Source organism: Arcobacter sp. L (genome assembly GCF_000284235.1).
Classification (GTDB): domain Bacteria; phylum Campylobacterota; class Campylobacteria; order Campylobacterales; family Arcobacteraceae; genus Aliarcobacter; species Aliarcobacter defluvii.
Map to the genome: position 1 here is coordinate 223557 of NC_017192.1, position 21250 is coordinate 244806.

Annotated in this window: 24 protein-coding genes; 4 read left to right on the plus strand and 20 right to left on the minus strand. The window is 27.9% G+C overall.

Translation table 11 applies throughout. The annotated features are described in order from the left end of the window. Positions 1–31: 31 nt before the first annotated feature. From ABLL_RS01210 to rpsT, 20 genes are all read right to left on the minus strand, one after another. A complete protein-coding gene (locus ABLL_RS01210) occupies positions 32–1000 on the minus strand; it encodes a thiamine pyrophosphate-dependent enzyme (protein ID WP_014472956.1) in 969 nt (322 codons plus the stop codon). Then, positions 997–2238, minus strand: a complete 1242-nt coding sequence (locus tag ABLL_RS01215; RefSeq protein WP_014472957.1) for a 2-oxoacid:ferredoxin oxidoreductase subunit alpha — start codon at positions 2236–2238, stop codon at positions 997–999. The genes ABLL_RS01210 and ABLL_RS01215 overlap by 4 nt, the downstream gene beginning before the upstream one ends. Next, a complete protein-coding gene (locus ABLL_RS01220) occupies positions 2238–2648 on the minus strand; it encodes a 4Fe-4S dicluster-binding protein (RefSeq protein WP_014472958.1) in 411 nt (136 codons plus the stop codon). The genes ABLL_RS01215 and ABLL_RS01220 overlap by 1 nt, the downstream gene beginning before the upstream one ends. Before the next feature lie 11 nt (positions 2649–2659). Further along, complete coding sequence (locus tag ABLL_RS01225) at positions 2660–3223, minus strand: pyruvate flavodoxin oxidoreductase subunit gamma (RefSeq protein WP_014472959.1); 564 nt, start codon at positions 3221–3223, stop codon at positions 2660–2662. A 327-nt stretch (positions 3224–3550) separates the two neighbouring features. Then, positions 3551–4210, minus strand: a complete 660-nt coding sequence (locus ABLL_RS01230; protein ID WP_014472960.1) for an HAD family hydrolase — start codon at positions 4208–4210, stop codon at positions 3551–3553. Between the two features lie 17 nt (positions 4211–4227). Further along, complete coding sequence (locus tag ABLL_RS01235) at positions 4228–5730, minus strand: peptide-binding protein (RefSeq protein WP_041654985.1); 1503 nt, start codon at positions 5728–5730, stop codon at positions 4228–4230. Positions 5731–5835: 105 nt separating this feature from the next. Then, on the minus strand, positions 5836–6225 hold the full coding sequence (rpsI, locus tag ABLL_RS01240; RefSeq protein ID WP_014472962.1) for a 30S ribosomal protein S9: 390 nt from the start codon (positions 6223–6225) through the stop codon (positions 5836–5838). A gap of 5 nt (positions 6226–6230) precedes the next feature. After that, positions 6231–6650: a 50S ribosomal protein L13 gene (gene rplM / locus ABLL_RS01245; protein WP_014472963.1), complete on the minus strand. Its 420-nt coding sequence runs from the start codon at positions 6648–6650 to the stop codon at positions 6231–6233. Positions 6651–6725: 75 nt separating this feature from the next. Further along, the gene (locus ABLL_RS01250) at positions 6726–8111 is read right to left on the minus strand and encodes an ATP-binding protein (RefSeq protein ID WP_014472964.1); all 1386 of its coding nucleotides are present in this window, start codon (positions 8109–8111) and stop codon (positions 6726–6728) included. Beyond that, positions 8105–8779: a response regulator transcription factor gene (locus ABLL_RS01255; RefSeq protein ID WP_014472965.1), complete on the minus strand. Its 675-nt coding sequence runs from the start codon at positions 8777–8779 to the stop codon at positions 8105–8107. Before ABLL_RS01255 ends, ABLL_RS01250 begins: the two co-directional genes overlap by 7 nt. After that, positions 8772–9221, minus strand: coding sequence for a phosphate-starvation-inducible PsiE family protein (locus tag ABLL_RS01260; protein WP_014472966.1), 450 nt, complete (start codon positions 9219–9221; stop codon positions 8772–8774). The genes ABLL_RS01255 and ABLL_RS01260 overlap by 8 nt, the downstream gene beginning before the upstream one ends. A gap of 22 nt (positions 9222–9243) precedes the next feature. After that, positions 9244–9912 carry a PhoU domain-containing protein gene (locus tag ABLL_RS01265; RefSeq protein WP_014472967.1) on the minus strand — a complete coding sequence of 223 codons (669 nt, stop codon included), beginning with the start codon at positions 9910–9912 and terminating at the stop codon, positions 9244–9246. After that, positions 9912–10685: a phosphate ABC transporter ATP-binding protein PstB gene (gene pstB / locus ABLL_RS01270; RefSeq protein ID WP_014472968.1), complete on the minus strand. Its 774-nt coding sequence runs from the start codon at positions 10683–10685 to the stop codon at positions 9912–9914. Before pstB ends, ABLL_RS01265 begins: the two co-directional genes overlap by 1 nt. 15 nt (positions 10686–10700) lie before the next feature. Then, a complete protein-coding gene (pstA, locus tag ABLL_RS01275) occupies positions 10701–11885 on the minus strand; it encodes a phosphate ABC transporter permease PstA (RefSeq protein ID WP_041654990.1) in 1185 nt (394 codons plus the stop codon). Continuing rightward, positions 11885–12814 carry a phosphate ABC transporter permease subunit PstC gene (gene pstC / locus ABLL_RS01280; protein ID WP_014472970.1) on the minus strand — a complete coding sequence of 310 codons (930 nt, stop codon included), beginning with the start codon at positions 12812–12814 and terminating at the stop codon, positions 11885–11887. Before pstC ends, pstA begins: the two co-directional genes overlap by 1 nt. Before the next feature lie 63 nt (positions 12815–12877). Next, a complete protein-coding gene (locus ABLL_RS01285) occupies positions 12878–14608 on the minus strand; it encodes a GGDEF domain-containing protein (RefSeq protein WP_014472971.1) in 1731 nt (576 codons plus the stop codon). A 122-nt stretch (positions 14609–14730) separates the two neighbouring features. Further along, positions 14731–15786, minus strand: coding sequence for a substrate-binding domain-containing protein (locus tag ABLL_RS01290; protein WP_014472972.1), 1056 nt, complete (start codon positions 15784–15786; stop codon positions 14731–14733). Positions 15787–15861: 75 nt separating this feature from the next. After that, the gene (locus tag ABLL_RS01295; RefSeq protein ID WP_014472973.1) at positions 15862–16050 is read right to left on the minus strand and encodes a DUF1653 domain-containing protein; all 189 of its coding nucleotides are present in this window, start codon (positions 16048–16050) and stop codon (positions 15862–15864) included. Between the two features lie 20 nt (positions 16051–16070). Next, positions 16071–17138: a peptide chain release factor 1 gene (prfA, locus tag ABLL_RS01300; protein ID WP_014472974.1), complete on the minus strand. Its 1068-nt coding sequence runs from the start codon at positions 17136–17138 to the stop codon at positions 16071–16073. A gap of 3 nt (positions 17139–17141) precedes the next feature. After that, a complete protein-coding gene (rpsT, locus tag ABLL_RS01305) occupies positions 17142–17402 on the minus strand; it encodes a 30S ribosomal protein S20 (RefSeq protein ID WP_014472975.1) in 261 nt (86 codons plus the stop codon). A gap of 82 nt (positions 17403–17484) precedes the next feature. Here rpsT and glmM point away from each other — a divergent pair, with 82 nt between their 5' ends. The 4 genes from glmM (at position 17485) to mobA (ending at position 21239) form a co-directional block, all read left to right on the plus strand. Beyond that, a complete protein-coding gene (gene glmM, locus ABLL_RS01310; RefSeq protein ID WP_014472976.1) occupies positions 17485–18819 on the plus strand; it encodes a phosphoglucosamine mutase in 1335 nt (444 codons plus the stop codon). Next, positions 18816–19283 (plus strand): signal peptidase II, encoded by a 468-nt coding sequence (gene lspA / locus ABLL_RS01315; RefSeq protein WP_014472977.1) that lies wholly within the window; start codon positions 18816–18818, stop codon positions 19281–19283. Before glmM ends, lspA begins: the two co-directional genes overlap by 4 nt. Positions 19284–19353: 70 nt before the next feature. Continuing rightward, complete coding sequence (locus ABLL_RS01320; RefSeq protein WP_014472978.1) at positions 19354–20634, plus strand: 3-isopropylmalate dehydratase large subunit; 1281 nt, start codon at positions 19354–19356, stop codon at positions 20632–20634. After that, positions 20634–21239, plus strand: a complete 606-nt coding sequence (mobA, locus tag ABLL_RS01325) for a molybdenum cofactor guanylyltransferase MobA (RefSeq protein WP_014472979.1) — start codon at positions 20634–20636, stop codon at positions 21237–21239. Before ABLL_RS01320 ends, mobA begins: the two co-directional genes overlap by 1 nt. Positions 21240–21250: the final 11 nt, after the last annotated feature.

Below are 21250 nucleotides of genomic sequence, written 5' to 3' on the forward strand. Positions count from 1 at the left end.
TTGTCCTAGAAAGTATCTAGGACAACTCTTTTTACATTCTGATTTCTTCTCTTTTTTGTAAGAAAGCCCATCTTTCATCAATTCTTTTTTGCCACTCATCAATCAAATATTCATATTCAGGTTTGAATAAGTGTTTAAATCTAGGTTGAGCACCTAAATAATCTCTTACAGGAATTATATTTTTTGGTCTATAAGTGATGTTTAATTCTCTTCCATCAATGATTTCATATAATGGGAAAACAAGTGAATCAACTGCTAAATCAGAAACTTCAATAGTTTGATTTGGAGCAAATTTCCACTCAGTTGTACATGCACTCATTGCATTTATAAATACAGGACCGTGAGTATCAAAACCTCTTTGGATTTTTTTAACCATATCTTTCCATTTATTTGGAGCAACTTGAGCAACATAAGGTGCACCATGAGCTGCCATGATAGATACAATATCTTTTTTCTGTCTTTTTTCACCATAAGAATGGCTTCCTGCTGGTGCTGTTGTTGTACTTGAACCAATTGGAGTTGAAGATGATCTTTGACCTCCTGTATTTGCATAAACTTCATTGTCTAAACAAACATACATAAAGTCGTGTCCTCTTTCAAAACATCCAGAAATCCATTGAAATCCAATATCATAAGTTGAACCATCTCCACCAAATGTTACAAATTTTGGTTGAGGAGTATCAGCACTTATTCTTCCTTTATTTCTTAAAGCTTTGTTCATTGTCTCAACACCTGCCATTGCAGTTGAAGAGTTTTCAAATCCAATATGAATCCAAGAACAATCCCAAGAAGTGTGAGGATAAATAGCCGTACAAACTTCTAAACAACCAGTTGAAGCAGATACTACTAAATTGTCATTTGTTGCATTTAAAACTTCTCTAACAATAATTGAGTGAGCACAACCTGGACATAAAAGGTGTGAACCCTCAAATCTCTCAGCTGCTGTTGAGAAAGTTTTTAAGTTTTTAATCTCTTTTTGAGTATTTACTAATGTACTCATTTTTGTGCTCCTTGCGCATTATAGAAGCTTAATTCTGGACCTCTTACTCCAACAAATCTTTGGATTTTTCCAGATAATTTACCTTCTTTTGCTTCTTTGTCTAAAGTTCTATAAATATCTTTTAATGCTGCAACAGTCATATCTCTTCCACCTAATCCATAGATTAAGTTAGACATTAATGGTCTGTTTTGAGTATTTATTAATGCTCCAGAAACTTCGTTGAATAATGCTCCAACAGTTCCTCCTGGTGCACTTCTATCCATACAAGCCACTGCTTTTACACCTTGTAAAGCTTCAGCCATTTCTTCAAGAGGGAATGGTCTAAATACTCTTGGTGCTACAATACCTGCATTTATACCTTCTTCTTTTAGTTGTTCAACTGCAAGAATAGCAGTTTCATAAGTTGTACCTAAACAAACTATTGCAATATCAGCATTTTCCATATTATAAGTTTCAACAAGTTTATATTCTCTACCTGTTAATTCTTTGAACTCTTTAAATACATCTAAAATAACTTTTTTAGAACCCATTAAAGCTGCATGTTGTTTTGCTTTGTGTTCAAAATGCCAATCTTGTTCAGTTTGAACACCATGAGTTACAGGTTTATCAAAATTTAATAAAGCATTTACTTGTAAATAATTACCTATAAAATCACATGCAATTTTATCTTCTAAGGGTGTAACATTTTGTGCAGTGTGAGATGTCATAAATCCATCTTGGTTAGAAATTACTGGCAATCTAACATCTGGATGTTCTGATATTTTAAATGACATTAAAGTCATATCATAAGCTTGTTGAGGGTTAAATGCATCAAGTGATATCCAACCTGAATCTCTTGTAAGATATAAATCTGAGTGGTCTCCATTTACATTTAAAGGTGCTGCTAATGCTCTATTTACTAAACATAAAACAACAGGTATTCTCATTCCAGATGCTTGATATAAAACTTCTATCATAAGTGCTAAACCTTGAGATGATGTTGCAGTTGCAACTCTTCCTCCAGCAGCTCCTGCTCCAACACAAGCAGACATAGCAGCATGTTCAGATTCAACCATAATTACTTCACCATCGATGTAACCATTTGCATGAAACATTGCATAGTTTTCAACTGTTGCAGTTGAAGGTGTAATTGGGTAAGCTGCGACAACATCAACATCAGCTTGTCTTAAAGCTTGGGCATTTGCCATATTTCCATCCCAAACTTCAACTTTTTTTAATTCCATTACTCTTTTATTCATTATTCACCCTTTTTTTGTTTCGCTGGCCATTGAGATAAAGCTTCTTCAGCTGTAACATATTCATTAAACATTAATAGTGATTTTGGATTTGTAGGACAAACACTTACACATAATCCACAACCTTTACAGTGTTCATAATCCACACCTTTCATCTCTTTATTTCTTGCAATAATTGATGAATCTGGGCAAAAAATCCAACAGTTCTGACAGTCAATACATGTTTCAGAATTCCAAACAGGTTTAATAACTCTCCAGTCTCCAACAGACATACTTTTTGAACTTGTTTCAGAATAAAGTCTATCTTCTGGTTGAATTTCAGCAATATTATAATCTACACTTCCATCGAATGTATAAAGAGCAGCACCTGGTACTAACTCATCCCATCCCATTTCTCTAATTGGTTTACTCATTTTATATCCTTCTAATGAACTTCGTCATAAGCTCTTTGGATTGCTACCATATTTGCTTCAACTAGATTTGGTGGCAATTTTTTTAGTACACTTTTCATTTTATCTTTAAAGTATTCTAAGTCATACATTCCACTAACTTTCATAAATGCACCAAGCATTGGAGTATTAGGAATAGCTTTTCCAATTGTATCTCTTGCAATTTGGAAACAGTCAAGTATAAATACTCTATCTTTAATTTCTTGAAGTTCAGGAACTAATGAAATTAACTCATCTTTACTAAGGTGAGTTGTAATAATATATTTAGTTGTATCTTTGCCATTAGCAGTAAAATCGTCAGTTATAGCAAGACCTGGATCTAATATAAATACAAAATCAGGACTCATATATTTTTCGTGGTTTAAAATTGTATTATCATCAATTCTATTGTAAGCAGTCATAGACGCACCTCTTTTTGCAGATCCATAAAATGCAAATGCTTGAACTTGTTTTCCAGATTCAGCAACAATTGAACCAAGACCTTTTGCCCCAGTAACAGCACCTTGACCTGCACGGCTATGCCATCTAATTTCTAACATAGTGGCTCCTTATTTAAAATATTAAATTTGACTTAAAAAATTTAATTAGTCTGTTGTATTATAGAAAATTTTAACTTAAATCAACTTTTATTTTATAAATTTGTAAGAAAAGTGAGATAAAAATTCACACTTTAGAGTAGTAAAAAGAACATAAATCTAAAAAAAACAAAAAAAATATGAATTGTTTATGAGGCTAAAGAGCCCTTAATATAGTGCATTAATCAAATAATTTAATAAAAAATAAAATATCCTATTTATTATAGAATTAAAAACTTGTTTTTATATATTTAAATAAAAGTAATATTTAAATTTAAGCAATATTTAATATTAAATATTGCTAGAGAGAAATTTAATTGCTTCAAAAGAATCTTTTTTTATGTGATTAGTGTATTTTTTAAGTTCATTTTCTTCTCCATATCCACATAAAACACCAATTGAATTTATATTTGCTTCATTTGCAGCAATTAAATCAAGTTTTGTATCACCTATCATCCATACTGAATCTTTTTTTCTATCATAATTCATTTGAGTTAATGTAACTAAGATTGGTTCTGGATGTGGTTTAGGATTTTGTACATTTTCTCTTCCTGTTACTATTTCAAAAAATTGTGAAATATTAAAATGATCTAATAAAGGAATAGTATACATTCTAGTTTTTGTAGTAACTACACTAACTCTTGCAATTTTAGATGCAAGTTCAACTGCTTCATAAGCATTTTCTAAAAGAGTTGTTTGTTCTTTTGAAATAATTCTATATCTGTTTTTATATGAATCAACAAAATCCCAAACTTTTGACTCATCAACACCTAAATTTTTATACATTATATCAAGAGGATAACCAATCAAATTTTTTATATCTTTATCTGTTCCATTAAAATTAAAATTTAATTCATTAAATGAGTGTTTAAAAGTTGAAACTATAGCATCAGTTGAGTCTATTAATGTTCCATCTAAATCAAAAAGTATTATTTTATTCTTATTAATCAAATTTTATTCCTTTTATATTATTCTTCAATTTCCCAATCTTTTTGATTGTGCATGATACCTATAAACGCAGGTTCAATATTTTTTATATTTTTATTTATTACAGTTATTCCATCTGGAATATATAAAAATAAATATGGTAAATCATCACTGATAAGTTTAAAGATTTTTTTATAAATAATAGAGAGTTCATCTCTGTTTATCGTTCCCATACCTTTTTCAATTAATCTGTCTACTTCTTCATTTTTATAAGAAACTAAATTAAACCCACCTAGTTTTGCACTTGAGCTATGCCAAAGAGGATAAGCATCAGGCATAAGAGCAAGTGCCCAACCTAAAAGTATTGCTTCGAAATTTCTTGGATGAACAACTGTATTTAAGAATGCTTGCCATTCCATAACTCGAATTTTCATTATAACACCAGCTTTTTGTAATTGATACTGCATAATTTGAGCTGCATTTATTCTTGTATCATTTCCTGTATTAGTTACTACTTCAAATATTAAGGGATTATTTTCATCATAACCTGCTTCTTTTAATAATTTTTTTGCTTTATTTATATCTTGAGATATTGGTTTTATATCATCATTATATGCAAAAGAACCAGGTAAGAAAGGACCATTACAAACTTTTCCATAACCAAAGAAAAGAATATCTACTAATTCTTGTCTATTTATAGCTAATGATAAAGCTTCTCTTACTTTTTTATTTTTAAATTTCTCATTATTTAGATTAAATCCTAAATAAGCAAATGTAAAACTTTGTTTTTGCAAAATTGTATATGTATTTTTAAAATCAGAATCTATTTGTCTATCTGCTTGAATTGGATCAAGTTCACCAATATCAAGTTTTTTTTGTTTCAAATATAAAAATGAAGTATTTGGGTCTGGTAAAAATTTATATAAAATTTTTTCAATTTTTGGTTTACCTTCGAAATAATTCTCATTTGCAATAAGTTCTATATCTTCTCCCGTTTTAAACTCTTTTAACTTATATGAACCTGTTCCTATAGGATTTTTATTAAATGAACTTGTCATTAAATCTTTTTCATCTTTTAAAAGATGATAAGGTAAAATCCCAACAAACCAAGTTTCAATAGCTTTAAAATAAGGTTCTTTATAAATTATTTCAAGTGTGAAATCATCTAAAGCTTTTACACTTTGAACTTCAGTGAAATTTGATTTTATAGAATTAAAAACTTTGGGATTAATAATTTGTTCATAAGTAAAAATTACATCTTTTGCAGTAAACCTAACATTATCATGCCAAAGAACATTATTTCGAAGTTTTACAATTAGTTTTGTAGGTGTTTCAAAATAGTATGATGATGCTAAATCAACTGTTGGATTCCCATTTTTATCATATTTAAATAATCCATTAAATAGCCAATCAGATATTTCACTACTTGCAGTATCATTGGATAATATTGGATTTAATCTACTTGGACTTGATGTCATTGACAAATTTAATGTACTCGCAGTTAAATAAGTAAAAAATAATAGATTATAAATAAAAATTTTCATGGTGCTATTGTATTGTTTTTTTATAAAAAAAGGCATAAAAAAAGGAGCAACTTTTGTCGCTCCTTCTTGAAAATAGTAAAGAAATATACTCTTTGAAAATACCAATTATCTTTTTGAGAATTGAGAAGATTTTCTTGCTTTTTTCTTTCCGTATTTTTTTCTTTCAACAGATCTAGCATCTCTTGTTAACAATCCATAAGGTTTTAAAACTGTTCTGAATTGCTCATCAAAAGCAACTAATGCTCTTGAAATACCGTGTCTAGCAGCATCAGCTTGAGCTGAATAACCACCACCAAGAGTTTTTACAACGATATTAACAGAAGTTTCTTGTTTAGAAACGTTTAATGGTTGCATAACTCTTTTTTTAATTGATTCATGACCACCTAACCACGCATCTAAAGTTTGACCGTTGATTGTTAATTGTCCATTACCAGACTCTAACCATACTTTTGCTACAGATGTTTTTCTTCTTCCAGTTGCATAAACTTTTGCCATTACAATTATCCTTTAATTTGCGCAGTATGAGGGTGTTCACTTCCTGCATATACTTTTAATTTTTTTAACATAGCTTTACCAAGAGTTGTTTTTGGAAGCATACCTCTAGTAGCTAGTTTATATAATTTTTCTGGATTTTTTTCAAACATTTCAGACATTTTGTGAGTTTTTGTACTACCAAAATAACCTGAGTGAGTAAAGTAATTTTTACTTTCTAATTTTTTACCAGAAAATTTTGCTTTTGATGCATTTATAATTACAACAAAATCTCCGCAGTCTACATTTGGTGTGAAGCAAGGTTTATTTTTACCTCTTAAGATAGTAGCTACTTCTGTAATGATTCTTCCGAATACTTTATCAGTTGCATCAACTACTATCCAATCTCTTTCGATTTCGTTAGCATGTGCCATTTGAGTAAATTTCATTTATTTTCTCCGCTTTTTTAATGAGGTGCAATAATAGTGTACTAATACTTAAAATATACTTAAATTAAGTATATTTTAATAATTTATATAAAATTGAGAACCTTTTTTTATTTCAGACTTGATTTCAAGCCTAAAATTATGTAAATTTAAAATAGATTGAACAATAAAAAGACCTAAACCTAAAGAGTTATTCCATCCATTATTTGAAATTCGGTAGAATTTTTGATTGATATTTTCCAACTCTTTTTCTTCTATACCTATTCCTTTATCGACAATACAAATTGAAGTTTCAGAAATATTTACAATAACTTCATTTTCAGAATATTTCAAAGCATTCTCTATTAGATTAGAAATAGCCATAGAAATAAGTGTTTCATCAACTTTTAAACTTATATCGTCTCCTACAATTAAGATATCTCTATTTTTATATTTATCTTTTAAATCACTAATACAATTTTCAATCAATTTTTTCATAGAGCAAGGAATTAAAAGTAGTTCTTGTTTTCCTTCTTCAAGTTTTAATGTTAGTCTTAATTTATCAATAATTTGAGACATTTTATTTGCATTTGTATGAATTTTTGTTAAAAATTTATTTTTCATAATTTGAGGTATTTGTTCATCATTTAATATGGTTTCACTATAACCTGAGATTATTGCGATTGGATTTTTAAATTCATGGGAAATTGCAGATATTATTTCATCTTTTTGTCTATTTGAAAGTTTTAGTTTTGCTGTTTGTTTTGCTTTTTGTTTCTCTTTTTTTGATAATTTCATTGCAACTTTATTTAAAAGTTTTGTAATTTTATAAAATTCATAAGTATATGTTGATTTTAGTGGAAAAGAAGTTTTTTTATTTGTTAATTGAGTTAAAAAATATAAAACATTATCAGTCTCTTTTTTTATTCGTAAACTAATAAAGTAAGTAGCTAAAAAAGCAATGATTAGAAAAAATGTTATATACATAAAAATTTCAAGAGTCAATTTCATAAAATTATCAGTGATTTTATTTGTATAATCTGCCATTCTTATATAATATATAGAAGTATCTATATTGATTTTTTTTGCAATATACAATAACTGTTTTTGTACAGTTTCAGAATTTCTTGTATCTTTTCCAATTCCTACATTTTTTGCTTGAATTATTTCAACTCTATTTGCATGATTATTTATATGAGCTAAATCTTTATCACTTTCTGCTATAACATTACCACTTTCATCAATTATTGTAATTCTTAAATTTAATTTTGTATGTAAATCTCTTACTATGCTTCTAATATTATTCATATTATTTGAATTTTTTAGAACAATAGATAAGGTATCAATATTTTGTATAAGATTTTTTTCTATCTGATTTAAATATAAGTTTTTTGCCCAAAAGTAAGTAACTAAAGTGAGAGTAATTAAAATAGCAGCAAAAATTGTTATATAAGTTCTTAAAAAAAGTTGATGTATTTTTAACAAAAAATATAACCTTCACCCCTAATTGATCTGATATAATCTTTTGTTCCTTTAGGGTCAATTTTAGCTTTTAATCTTTTTATTGCAACATTTACTGTTTTTTCTTTTTTATCAAAAGAGTCTTCCCAAACTTTATTTAATAAATGTTCTCTTGTCATCAAAATATCTTTGTTTTTAATAAATTCTAATAATAAATCATGCTCAAGATGTGTTAATTCGACTTCTTTATCATTTATAAAAAATTTTTTATTTGAAGATTTGTAAACAATATCTTTTACTTTTAAAATATCTACTTCTTTTGAACTTCTTTTGATAACAGCTTTTATTCTTGCGCATAGTTCTTTAATATTAAAAGGTTTTGTTATGTAATCATCTGCATGAGAATCAAAACCTTCAATAATATCTTCATCATTATCTTTTGCACTTACATAAATAACAGGATTAGAATAACCTTGTTGTTTTATTTCATTGATAAAGCTTGTTCCTTCAATTCCTGGAAGATTTCTATCCATTAAAATCAAATCAATTTGTTCTTCATCTAAAATCTTTCTAACATTTTTATCAATTGTTAAAAAACCAATAGTTTCATAACCTTCTTTTTGTAAGGTATATTCAAGAAGTTCTAAAATATCTTCTTCATCTTCAACAATTAAAATAAGTTTATTATTCATCAGGATTTAACTCTTTTTTAGGGACAACTTTTTTATTTGGTCTTTCATCATCATATTCAATAACGGTATCTCTTGAAATTTTTATAACACCTGGTGAAAATTTAATAGCAAGTATTCTAAACATAAAAAAAACAAAGATTACAAATAATAGAAAACTAATATCAAAGTAATCTCTACCTTTATTTGTTGTTAATATAATAACATCTCGGATTAAAAATATGATGAAAATATCAATAATATATCGAAGTCGTAAAGTCTCTTTTTTGATAAAATCAGAGACCATTTTTACAACTTCCATGATTACAATAAATTCTAACATTAAAATAATTGCTTTGTAAAATTCTTTACCTGAAGCAATTATTCCAATAAATATAATAGAAGCTGCAAGAACTTCAAAATTTGTACTAAAGTATGCTTTAATTTTATTAATAGCTTTTTTCATGAGAGAAAGTATACCATAAAGATTATGATTGTACTATATCTCCTCCTATCTGTGCAAATTGTAATAGATTTGCTATAGAAACAGCTCTATCTGCAATTTTCTCTAATCTTCTTAATGCACTTAAAGTATCAAAATACTCTTTAGATAAATCAAGTTTTTTTGTGATTAGTTTTAAAATATTTTTTTCAATCATTAAATATAAATCATCTGTTTTACTCTCTTCAACAATAACTCTATGATATTTTTCTTCAATATGAGCAGCATTTGTTTCATCAATAATTGAAATTGATGTTTTAAGTGATAAAAGAGCTGATTTTAATAATGGAACGGCATATTCTAAAATCATACTTGTATTTAAATCTTCAGAATATGATTTTTTGAACATTTTTGCAAAATCTTTTGCATTTGCTCCTGTTCTTACTAATTCATTTGTAATTTTTAGAAATGAAACTAATTGTCTTAAATCTTTTGCTTCAGGTGAATACAAAGCTAGAGTTGTAACAATGATATTATCAATTTCATTTGATTTAATTAGAAGTTTCTTTTCTGTAACACTTACATTTGCTAAATCTTCTATTTTTCTCTCTTCTAATGCATTCAAACATATTTCTAATGCTTCAACAACATCAACACCAATTTTTAGAATTTCGTCTTTAATATTTTGTAATTTTGATTCATAAGGCTTTAACATTATCCAAATCTCCCTGTAATATAATCTTCTGTTTTTTTATTATGTGGATTAACAAAAATAGTTTCTGTTTCATCATATTCAATCAATTTTCCTAAATGGAAAAATGCTGTATAATCTGCAACTCTTGCTGCTTGTTGCATATTGTGAGTAACAGTGATAATTGTGTAATCTTGTTTTAATTCAAGCATTAAAGCTTCAATTTTTTCTGTACTTATTGGATCAAGTGCAGATGTTGGTTCATCCATTAAAATAACTTCTGGTCTAACGGCAATTGTTCTTGCAATACAAAGTCTTTGTTGTTGACCTCCACTAAGTGAAGTTCCAGGTTGAGTTAATTTATCTTTTACTTCATTCCATAAACCAGATTTTATTAAAGAAGTTTCAACTAACTCATCACACTCTTTACCTTTTTTAATAATCCCATGTTTTAGTGGAGCGTAAGCTACATTGTCATAAATTGATTTTGGAAAAGGATTTGGTTGTTGAAATACCATTCCAATTTTTTTTCTAACACTTACTTCATCAACATCTTTATCATAAATATTTTTGTTATCAATTATAATTGAACCATCTATTCTTACTATTGGAATCAAATCATTCATTCTGTTTATACATCTTAAAAATGTTGATTTTCCACAACCAGAAGGTCCAATTAGTGCTGTTATTTTATTTTCATATAAATCTGCTGTAATATCAAATAATGCTTGATTTGAACCATAAAATAAGTTCAAGTTCCTAACATCAATTTTACTTTTATTATCATTTGTAATCATTTTTTATTTTCCTTCTTACCATTTAACTTCTAATTTTTTTCTCAAATAAATTGCAATAGCATTTAATGAAATTAAGATTGTTAATAACACCATAATTCCAGCAGCAGTTTTTTCAACATACATACCTTCTGGCATTCCAGCCCAAGTAAACAATTGCGCTGGCATAACAGTTGATGCTTGTGTAACCATTGAAGGAGCATCAGGAATAAATGCAATCATTCCTATAATAATCAATGGTGCAGTCTCTCCCATAGCTTGTGCTAACCCAATAATAGAACCAGTTAAAACTCCTGGAAATGCTAAAGGTAAAACATGGTCTTTTGTAACTTGAATTTTATTTAATCCTAATCCATAACCAGCTTGTCTTATACTATCAGGAACAGCTCTTAGTGCGGCCCTTGAACTTACAATAATAATTGGCAATGTCATAAGCGCAAGAGTTAAACCTCCAACAAGTGGGGAACTTCTAGGCATTCCAAAAAGATTGATAAATATTGCAAGACCTAAAAGACCAAATAGTATTGAAGGAATAGCTGCAAGGTTATTGATGTTTATTTCAATAAATCTTGTAAATTTATTATCTCCTGCAAACTCTTCTAGATAAATTGCAGTCATAACTCCAATTGGGAATGCAACAAGCATTGTAATAATTAATGTTAAAACAGAACCAATAATTGCTGAATAAAGTCCTGCATATTCTGGAATTTTTGAATCACCATTAGTAAAGAAAATAGTATTAAATTTTTTTTCTATTAATCCTTGTGCATATAATTCATCAACAATTGCAATCTCTTTGTCTTTTAATTTGTGGTTATGCCCTTTTAGATATTGATCAACTTGATCATCTGCTAAAACCCAAAGATGTTGAGTTGAATCCATGTATTCAGGATGTTGTTTTATCAAAACAGGAATATCTCTAAGCCAAGCTCTTGAAACAATATCTCTGAATTTCTTTTCAACAGCAAATCTTGAATCATCTATTGATTTAGCATTAAAAGTAACATCAACTTTTACATAGGCAATTTTAAATGCAGGTACACCTTTTCCTACAATATCAAAAAGGAAAAATACTAAAAAAGCAACAGAAAAAATTAGTGAAGTTAATGTAAACTTTTTAAATCTTGCTGCACTTGCATGTCTACTTTTTAAAGTAGGGTCATAAAATGGATTAGTTTGTTTGTTTTTCTTTTTTCTTTTTATCATAATGTATTCACTTTATATTTTTCTTTGAATTTTCTAATTAGGGACAACGAAATCATGTTTAGAATTAAAGTTACTATGAATAGTATTAATCCTAAGGCAAATGCTGATAGAGTTTCAGGTGAATTAAACTCAAAATCTCCAACCAGTGAATTTACAATAGTTACAGTAACTGTTGTCATATCTTCAAGAGGATTCCAAGAAAGATTTGGTCTAAGTCCTGCTGCCATAACAACAATCATTGTTTCACCTAAAGCTTTTGATAAAGCTAAAAGAGATGCAGAAATAATTCCTGGCATTGCAGAAGGTAAAACAATATTTTTTATTGTTTCTCCATGAGTCATTCCTAATCCAAATGCTGCTTTTCTTTGACTATCTGGAACAGCACGAATAACATCATCTGATAAAGATGAAATTACTGGAATAATCATAATTCCCATAACAATACCAGAAGCTAAAGCACTATTAAATGTAGCTTCTAATCCTACTGATTCTGCTACTTTAACAACAAAAGGTGCAACAGTAATTGCAGCAAAAAATCCATAAACAACTGTTGGAATACCTGCTAAAACTTCAAGTAAAGGTTTTAAATAATCTCTTAATTTTGGACTTGCATATTCACTCATATAAATAGCACTACCAAGCCCAATAGGAATAGAAACAGCTAATGCAATTAAAGTAATTACAAATGTTCCAGCAAAAATTGGAAGTGCTCCAAATTGGCTACCAACAACTCCTGGACTCCAAACTGTACCAGTTATAAAATACCAAAAACTTCTTAATTTGAAAAATTCGATGGCTTCGAATAAAATTGAGAATAAAATACCAAAAGTAGTTAAAATTGAGATTGCTGCTGCACAAATAAGCCCAATTTTGATTAATTTTTCAATAAGTTCTCTCTGTTTTTTTCTCGATTCAAAAGTGCTCAATACTTTTGCCTTTATATTAAATTTTGTAAAATTTTAATTAAAGTTGATTACATAATGGTTACATTACAAGATGCTAGAAATTGGTTTGTCTGAACCTTTGGATGCTTTTTTTAAGATATTTAAGGAGTTGTCAAAATTATTTATATTTGATTCACCATTTATTTCCATAATTGCAGAAGATACAGATAATAAATCAAATTTTCTTTCCATATTAAATCTATCTTTTGAAATGATATATCCATTCTTTTTGTCTTCTTTTGAATAGATATTTTTAGCACTATTTTTAAACTCTTCTTGAATTTCTGCTGTTAAATCATAAACTTCTTTATATTCATAATTTTTCAATCCTACAAAAAAATCATCTCCACCAATATGTGCAATAAAAGCATCTTTTGGATAACGTTTTTGTAATAGTTCTGAAAAAATTAAAATTGCACGGTCTCCTTGTCTAAAGCCATAAATATCATTGAAAGGTTTAAAATCATTAAAATCAAAATAGATTATATGAGTTATAACTTTTTGATTCTTTTTTAAACTTTTTTCTATAAATTTCTCAATTTGATTATTCCCTGGAAGTTTAGTAAGAGGATTTTGATTTGTTGCTATTTCAATATTTCTTTTATAAGATAAAGTTAAAAGAGAATTTAAATTTATAAAACCTTTATACTTGTCTGAATCAGTTATAAATATACCTAAAGAATCATTTGCTTTTAAATTATACATTTCAAGTATTTTATCTATGCCCCAAGAAATTTCCACAGATAAAGCAGGTTTTATATATTTTATTAATGTTGAAGAAACAGTTTGATTTTGTGCAAGTGATAATCCATATTGAGAATAAGAGATTTTTTTTATATCGCTTTCATAGATAATTCCTAAAAAGTTTGCAAATTCATCAATAATTGGAACAAAATGTATTTTAGTATTTTCTTTAAAGTGAACAAATAAATCATATAAAGAAGTGTTTACGCTTAAAGGTGTAATTTCTTCTATAAATTCATCATTAATAATATTAGTTGCATTTAATCTTTTATCATCATTTATTAATGTGATGATATTTAAATATGTACTTGTAATATCATTTATTTGTAAAGTTGGTCTTTGAACTAAATAACCTTGAATAAAATCTGCACCAATATCTTTACAAGTATAAAACTCTTTTGCTGTTTCAATTCCTTCTGCCACAACTTGCATTCCCATAATATGCGCCATTTCAATAATAGAAGAACAAAAAAGTTTTTTCTTTGAATCTTGGTCAATATTTGTAATAAAAAATCTATCTAATTTTATAACGTTTGCTTCACTAAAATATAAAAGTTTTAATCCTGAAACACCAATCCCAAAATCATCAATTGCAATTGTATAGCTACTTTGTTTATATTTTTGAATCATAGTAGAAAGGGCATTTTGTTCTATTGCTGTTCCTTTTTCACTTAATTCAAAACAGATTCTATCTTTATTTAAACCATATTTTTTTAAAATTTTTGCAGTATTTCCTTGAGAATATTTTTTATTATAAATTATTCTATTGTCAAGATTATAAAAAAGTTTTATATTATCTATTTTAATTTTTGAAAATTTACTTATAGCCTTTTCTCTTAGTTGTAAATCAAGTTCATATAAATAATCATCATTAAAAGCTAGGTTAAATAAATCATCAATTGATGTTAATTCTGGAATTAAATTAGTATTTCGTAATAATGCTTCAACTGCATATATTTTGCCACTATGAGAATAGATTATAGGCTGAAAAGCATAATCAAGTTTTTCTATTATTTCAGTCCAATTTGGCATAGTTTTCCTAAAAATTACATTATTAAGTTTTTATCTCTTTGTTCGCGTTAACAGATAAAAACTTAATAATGTAATTTGCATGTTAAGATAAAGAAAGAGAAAAACTCTTTCTTTTTTTATAATTAATGTTTTAAAGATTCTAAAGTTACTTTTTCGTTATTCATAACTTTTGTTCTTGCAGCTGCTCTTACATCATCAGTTAATGATACAAGACCAAGTTCAGTTAAGATACCATCACTTCCAATCATTTTTTCAGACATAAATAAGTTCGTATAATCTTTTAATGCTGGAACATCTTTTGCGTGTTGATTTTTAATATAGAAATACATAGATCTAGCAATTGGGTATTTACCAGATGAAATTGTTTCAACAGTTGGCATAGTATTTTCGATACTTAATCCAACAACTTTATCTTTGTTTTCTTCTAAAAATGAATATCCAAAAATACCAATTGCAGCTTCATTTTTAGTTAATTTTTGAACGATTAAGTTGTCATTTTCACCAGACTCAACATAAACACCATCTGTTCTTAAAACAGAATAAGCTTTATATTTTTTATTTGCTTTTTCATCAGCTTTATATAAATCAGTATAAACTGGCATTTTTTCAAATACATGTTGTAATACTAATTCTTCAAAAGAGTCTCTTGTCCCAGATGATTTAGGTGGTCCGTAAACAATAATTTCTCTATTTGGTAAAGATGCATCAATATCTGACCATTTTTTATATGGATTTGCAATTAATGTTTTACCATCTTTTGATGGAACTTCTTGAGCTACTGCTAATGCTAATTGTTCTTTTGTTACATTGAACCCTTTAACTTTTGCAGATTGAGCAATTGCAATACCATCAAATCCAATTAATGCTTCAGTGATATCTGTTACACCATTTTCTTCACACATTTTAAATTCTTTGTCTTTCATTCTTCTTGAAGCATTTGTGATATCTGGAGTATTTAAATCAACACCAGCACAAAATAGTTTCATTCCTCCACCAGTACCAGTTGATTCAACTACAGGAGTAGGAAATTTTGTAGTAGCTCCAAATTCTTCAGCTACTGATGATGAAAAAGGATATACAGTAGAAGAACCAACAATTTTAATTTGGTCTCTTGCACTTAACGTAGTTGCTAATAAAGCACTTGCAATTAAAGCCATAGATGTTTTTTTGAAAGTCATTTTTATCTCCGATAATTTTTTTTACCGTGAAAGTTTAATGTTAGTTGGTTACATTTTGGTTACTATAAGGAATAGTTAGTTTTGTTGTTTAATAAATTTTTCTTGAAATTCTTGGTAAGTTCTTACGAAAAGTTCTTCGTTATTTTCAGGTTTATAAATAACTGCTTTTACCCAAATGTCATTTTCTTGTATCTTACAGAAATTTAGAGGAATATAAAATTTTTTATTTTTGTAGTGAATATAAGTTGTATTTAGTTCTATCATAGATAAAAAAAGCTAATGGATTATAATCCATTAGCTTCGATAAGTTTAGATTGATGATCAGCAATAAGAGGATCAATTACTTCATCAAATAAACCATCATTCATGATGTAGTCAAGTCTATAAAGAGTTAAGTTGATTCTATGATCACTGATTCTATTTTGTGGATAGTTATAAGTTCTAATTCTTCCACTTCTATCACCAGTACCTACTTGCTCTTTTCTAGTAGCACCTTCTGTTTCCATTTTCTTTTGCATCTCAATTTCATAAAGTTTTGCTTTTAAAACTTTCATAGCTCTGTCTTTATTTTTATGTTGAGATTTTTGATCTTGGTTTGTTACTACTATACCAGATGGAATATGAGTGATTCTAACAGCCGAGTCTGTAGTATTTACAGATTGACCACCATTTCCACTGGCTCTCATAACATCAATTTTTAAATCATTAGGATCAATTTCAACTTCAACATCATCAACTTCAGGCATAACTGCAACAGTAATTGCTGATGTGTGAACTCGTCCTTGAGATTCAGTTGCTGGAACCCTTTGAACTCTATGAGTACCACCCTCAAATTTTAGTTTTGAATAAACGTGGTCACCTTTAACAAGAATAACTATTTCCTTGTATCCTCCAGATTCACTCTCACTTGAACTCATAATTTCAACTTTCCAACCATTGTTTTCTGCATATCTTAAATAACCTCTAAATAAGTCACCTACAAATATTGCAGCTTCATCTCCACCTGTACCAGCTCTTAATTCTAAATAGATATTTTTATCATCATTAGGATCTTTAGGAATCATTAAAAATTTAATATCTTCTTCAAGCTTTGGTTTTTTTATTTCTAATTCTTTTAACTCTTCTTTTGCTAAGTCTCCAAGTTCAGGATCATCTAGCATAAGTTTATTTTCTTCAATATTATCTATTAATTTAATATATTCTCTAGCTTTAGAAACAATAGGTTGAATACTTGACTGTTCTTTTGAAAGATCAGTCATTCTTTTTATATCAGCAGTAATATCTGGAGACATTAATAATTCATTAATTTCCTCAAATCTGTTGATAAATGGTTGTAGTTTATCTTTTAACATAAATTATATAGCGTTAACTTTTACTTGTAATCTACTAACTCTTCTTGCAGCAGTACCTTGTTTTAAAATACCTTTTGATACACAATGATGTAGGTATTTGTTTGCTGCTTTCATAGCTTCTACAGCTTTTTCTTTATCTGCTATTTCAATTGCAGATAATACATTTTTAGTTACGTTTTTGATTCTAGTTTTATAAAATCTATTTCTCTCAGTCTTAATCTTTGTTTGTCTAGCTCTTTTTTCGCAAGATTTATGATTTGCCATTTTTTTAACCTCTTTGTAAAAATTTTAAGGGTAGAATATTACCCAAAGTAACTTAAAGAGAGTTTAATTTTAGGAAGGTTTAATGAAACTATTCGGAACAGATGGCGTTAGAGGTAAGGCAGGTGATTTCTTAGATGCAATTACAGTATTGAAATTAGCAAAAGCTGCTGGAATCTATTTTAGAAAGCATTCAACAACTAAAAAAATTCTTGTAGGAAAAGATACAAGAAGAAGTGGTTATATGATAGAAAATGCACTTGTAAGTGGATTGACTGCTGTTGGATATGATGTAATTCAAATTGGACCAATGCCAACACCTGCAATTGCATACTTAACTGAAAGTATGAGATGTGACGCAGGAATTATGATAAGTGCATCTCACAATCCTTTTGAAGATAATGGTATTAAATTTTTTGACAATCATGGTGATAAGTTAAGTATTGCTGCTGAAGAAGAGATTGAAAAAATATTTAGTGATGTTGAATTAATGACAAATGAGCAAGTAACTGGTAAAGAAATTGGTTCATCAAAAAGAATTGATGATGTTATTGGAAGATACATTGTTTCAATTAAAAGTTCTTTTCCTAAAGATTTAACTCTAAAAGGTCTTAGAATTGTTCTTGATTGTGCAAACGGAGCAGCATACAAAGTAGGGCCAACGATTTTAGAAGAGTTAGGTGCAGATGTAATAACAATTAATAATAAACCAAATGGATTTAATATAAATGATAATTGTGGAGCAATGCATCCAGAAACTGTGGCAAAATTAGTAAAAGAGTATAGAGCTGATATTGGATTAGCTTTAGATGGTGATGCGGATAGATTGGTTGTTGTTGATGAAAATGGTGAAATTGTCGATGGTGATAAATTAATAGGTGCACTTTGTGCTTATTTAAAAAACGAAAATCTTTTAGAAGGCAATGGCTGTGTTGCAACTGTTATGTCAAATAAAGCTTTAGAAGATTATTTAGCTAGTCATAAAATAAAACTACTTAGATCTAATGTTGGAGATAAATATGTTTTAGAAGTTATGAAAGAAAAAAGCATAAACTTTGGTGGTGAACAAAGTGGACATATTATTTTTTCAGATGTAGCAAAAACAGGAGATGGATTAGCATCTGCTTTACAAGTTTTAGCATTGATTATTAAATCTGGAAAAAAAGCAAGTGAAGTTTTAAATCCATTTGAATTGTATCCTCAAATTTTACATAATATGAAAGTTAGTGAAAAAATACCATTAAATGAAATTAAAGGTTTAGACGAACTTTTAAAACCTTTAAGAGATAAAGGTTTAAGAGATTTGATTAGATATTCTGGAACTGAAAATAAAATAAGACTTCTTTTAGAAGGTAAAAATAAAAAAGATGTTGAAGATGGAATACAAACTTTAATATCATTTTTTAAAAAAGCATTATGAAAAAAGAGTTAAAAATTGCAGCAACTATATTTGTAGTTGTATTTATAATAGACCAAGTTGTTAAATATGGTTTTGCAAATTTAGGTTGGGATGTTGATGGTCCTTATATGTCTTTAAAATTGGCATATAATTATGGAGTAGCATTTTCAATGTTCTCTTTTTTAGAGCATTATTTGAAATATATTCAATTATCAATAGTTTTAATAGCAATGATTTATTTATTTATGAATAAAGATATTTTTAAAGAGTATTATGTGCCAATAGCATTACTTTTTGCTGGTGGATTATCAAATATACTTGATAGATTTACTTATGGTGGAGTAGTTGATTATTTTTATTGGCATCATTGGTTTGAATTTGCAATTTTTAACTTTGCAGATGTTATTATAGATTTAGGTGTAGTTATAATAATTTACAAGCAAATTAAGCAATCAAGAGAAGAAAAGAAGAAAAACGAGATTTAATACTAGATTTGTAGCTTAAAATAAATTTAGATATAATCCAACAAATTTTAGAAAATGACAGGAATATTTTATGGGTCAAACAATAACAGAAAAAATTTTTAGTGAACATGTAGGAAAAGTTGTATATGCAGGTGAAATCGTAAGAAGTCCAATTGATATGGTAATTGGAAATGATATTACAACTCCTATTTCAATTAGAGCTTTTGAAGATGGTGGTTTTGAAAAACTTGCTAATCCAGATGGTTTTGCAATTGTTTTAGACCACTTTATCCCAGCAAAAGATATAGCTTCAGCTAACCAAGCAAAAATCTCAAGAGATTTTGCAATGAAACACAATTTAAAAAATTTCTTTGATGAAAAAGATATGGGAATTGAGCATGCATTATTACCAGAAAAAGGTTTAGTAATCCCAGGTGATGTTATTATTGGAGCAGATTCACATACATGTACTCATGGTGCATTAGGTGCTTTCTCAACAGGTATGGGAAGTACAGATATCTCTTTTGGAATGATTACAGGTGGTAACTGGTTTAAAGTTCCAGAATCAATCAAAGTAGTATTCAAAGGTAAACCAGCACCATTTGTTACAGGAAAAGATTTAATTTTAGAAATTATTAGAATTTTAGGTGTTGATGGAGCTTTATATAAAGCTTTAGAATTTACTGGTGATACAATTCAATATTTATCAATGGATGATAGATTCTCTTTATGTAACATGGCTATTGAAGCAGGTGCAAAAAATGGTATTGTTGCATATGATGAAATTACAAAAGAATTCTTAGATAAAGTAAGTGCTGCAAATGGTGGATTAAGAGCTGAACCAAAAATTCACTATTCTGATGATGATGCAAACTATTGTCAAGTTATTGAAATAGATGTAGCAAAATTAGAACCAGTTATTGCATATCCTTTCTTACCATCAAATGGTCACTCAGTTTCTCAAGCAGTTAGTGATAATATTAGAGTTGATCAAGTATTTATAGGATCATGTACAAATGGAAGATTAAGTGACTTTAAAATGGCTGCAGAAATTTTAGCAGGTAAAAAAGTAGCACGTCATGTAAGACTTATCTTAACTCCTGGAACTCAAAAAATTCTTAGAGAAGCAACAAAACTTGGTTACATTGACACTTTAGTTGATGCTGGAGCAGTTGTTTCAAATCCTACATGTGGAGCATGTTTAGGTGGATATATGGGGATTTTAGGAGATGGAGAAGTTTGTATCTCTACAACTAACAGAAACTTTGTTGGAAGAATGGGTTCAAGAAGTTCAAAAATTTATTTAGCAAATTCAGCAGTTGCTGCAGCATCTGCAATTTCAGGATATATAACAGATCCAAGAAGCTTATAATGGATATACTTCCATTTGAAATACCTTGTGTAATTTTAAGTGGAGGTAAAAGCTCACGAATGGGAGAAGATAAATCTCTTCTCACTTTTCTTCATAATAATTCTATAATTGAATATCAATACCAAAGATTAAAACCTTATTTTAAAGATATTTATATCTCTTCAAAAACGAATAAATTTGATTTTATTGATGAAACAACACTTATTTTAGATGAAAATAAAGATATATATTCTCCAATACTTGCATTAGATACAATTTTTGAGAAATTAAATAATCAAAAAATTTTTATAATAACTGTTGATACTCCATTTGTAACTATAGATTCAATAAAAAGAATTATTGATGAATCAATTGATGTAGATATATGTGTAGCTGAAACTGAAAAAATACATAATTTATGTGGTGTATTCTCTTCAAATATAAGTTTAACTATTAAAACAATGCTAAAAAAAGATATACATAAAATTTTTTATTTGATAAAAAATAATTTACATAAAATTATAAAATTTTCTAATGATGATGAATTTATGAACATAAATAATAAAAATGAATATGAAAAATCATTATCTTATATAAATAAAAATAATAATTCTTATAAATTTTAACAACTAATATA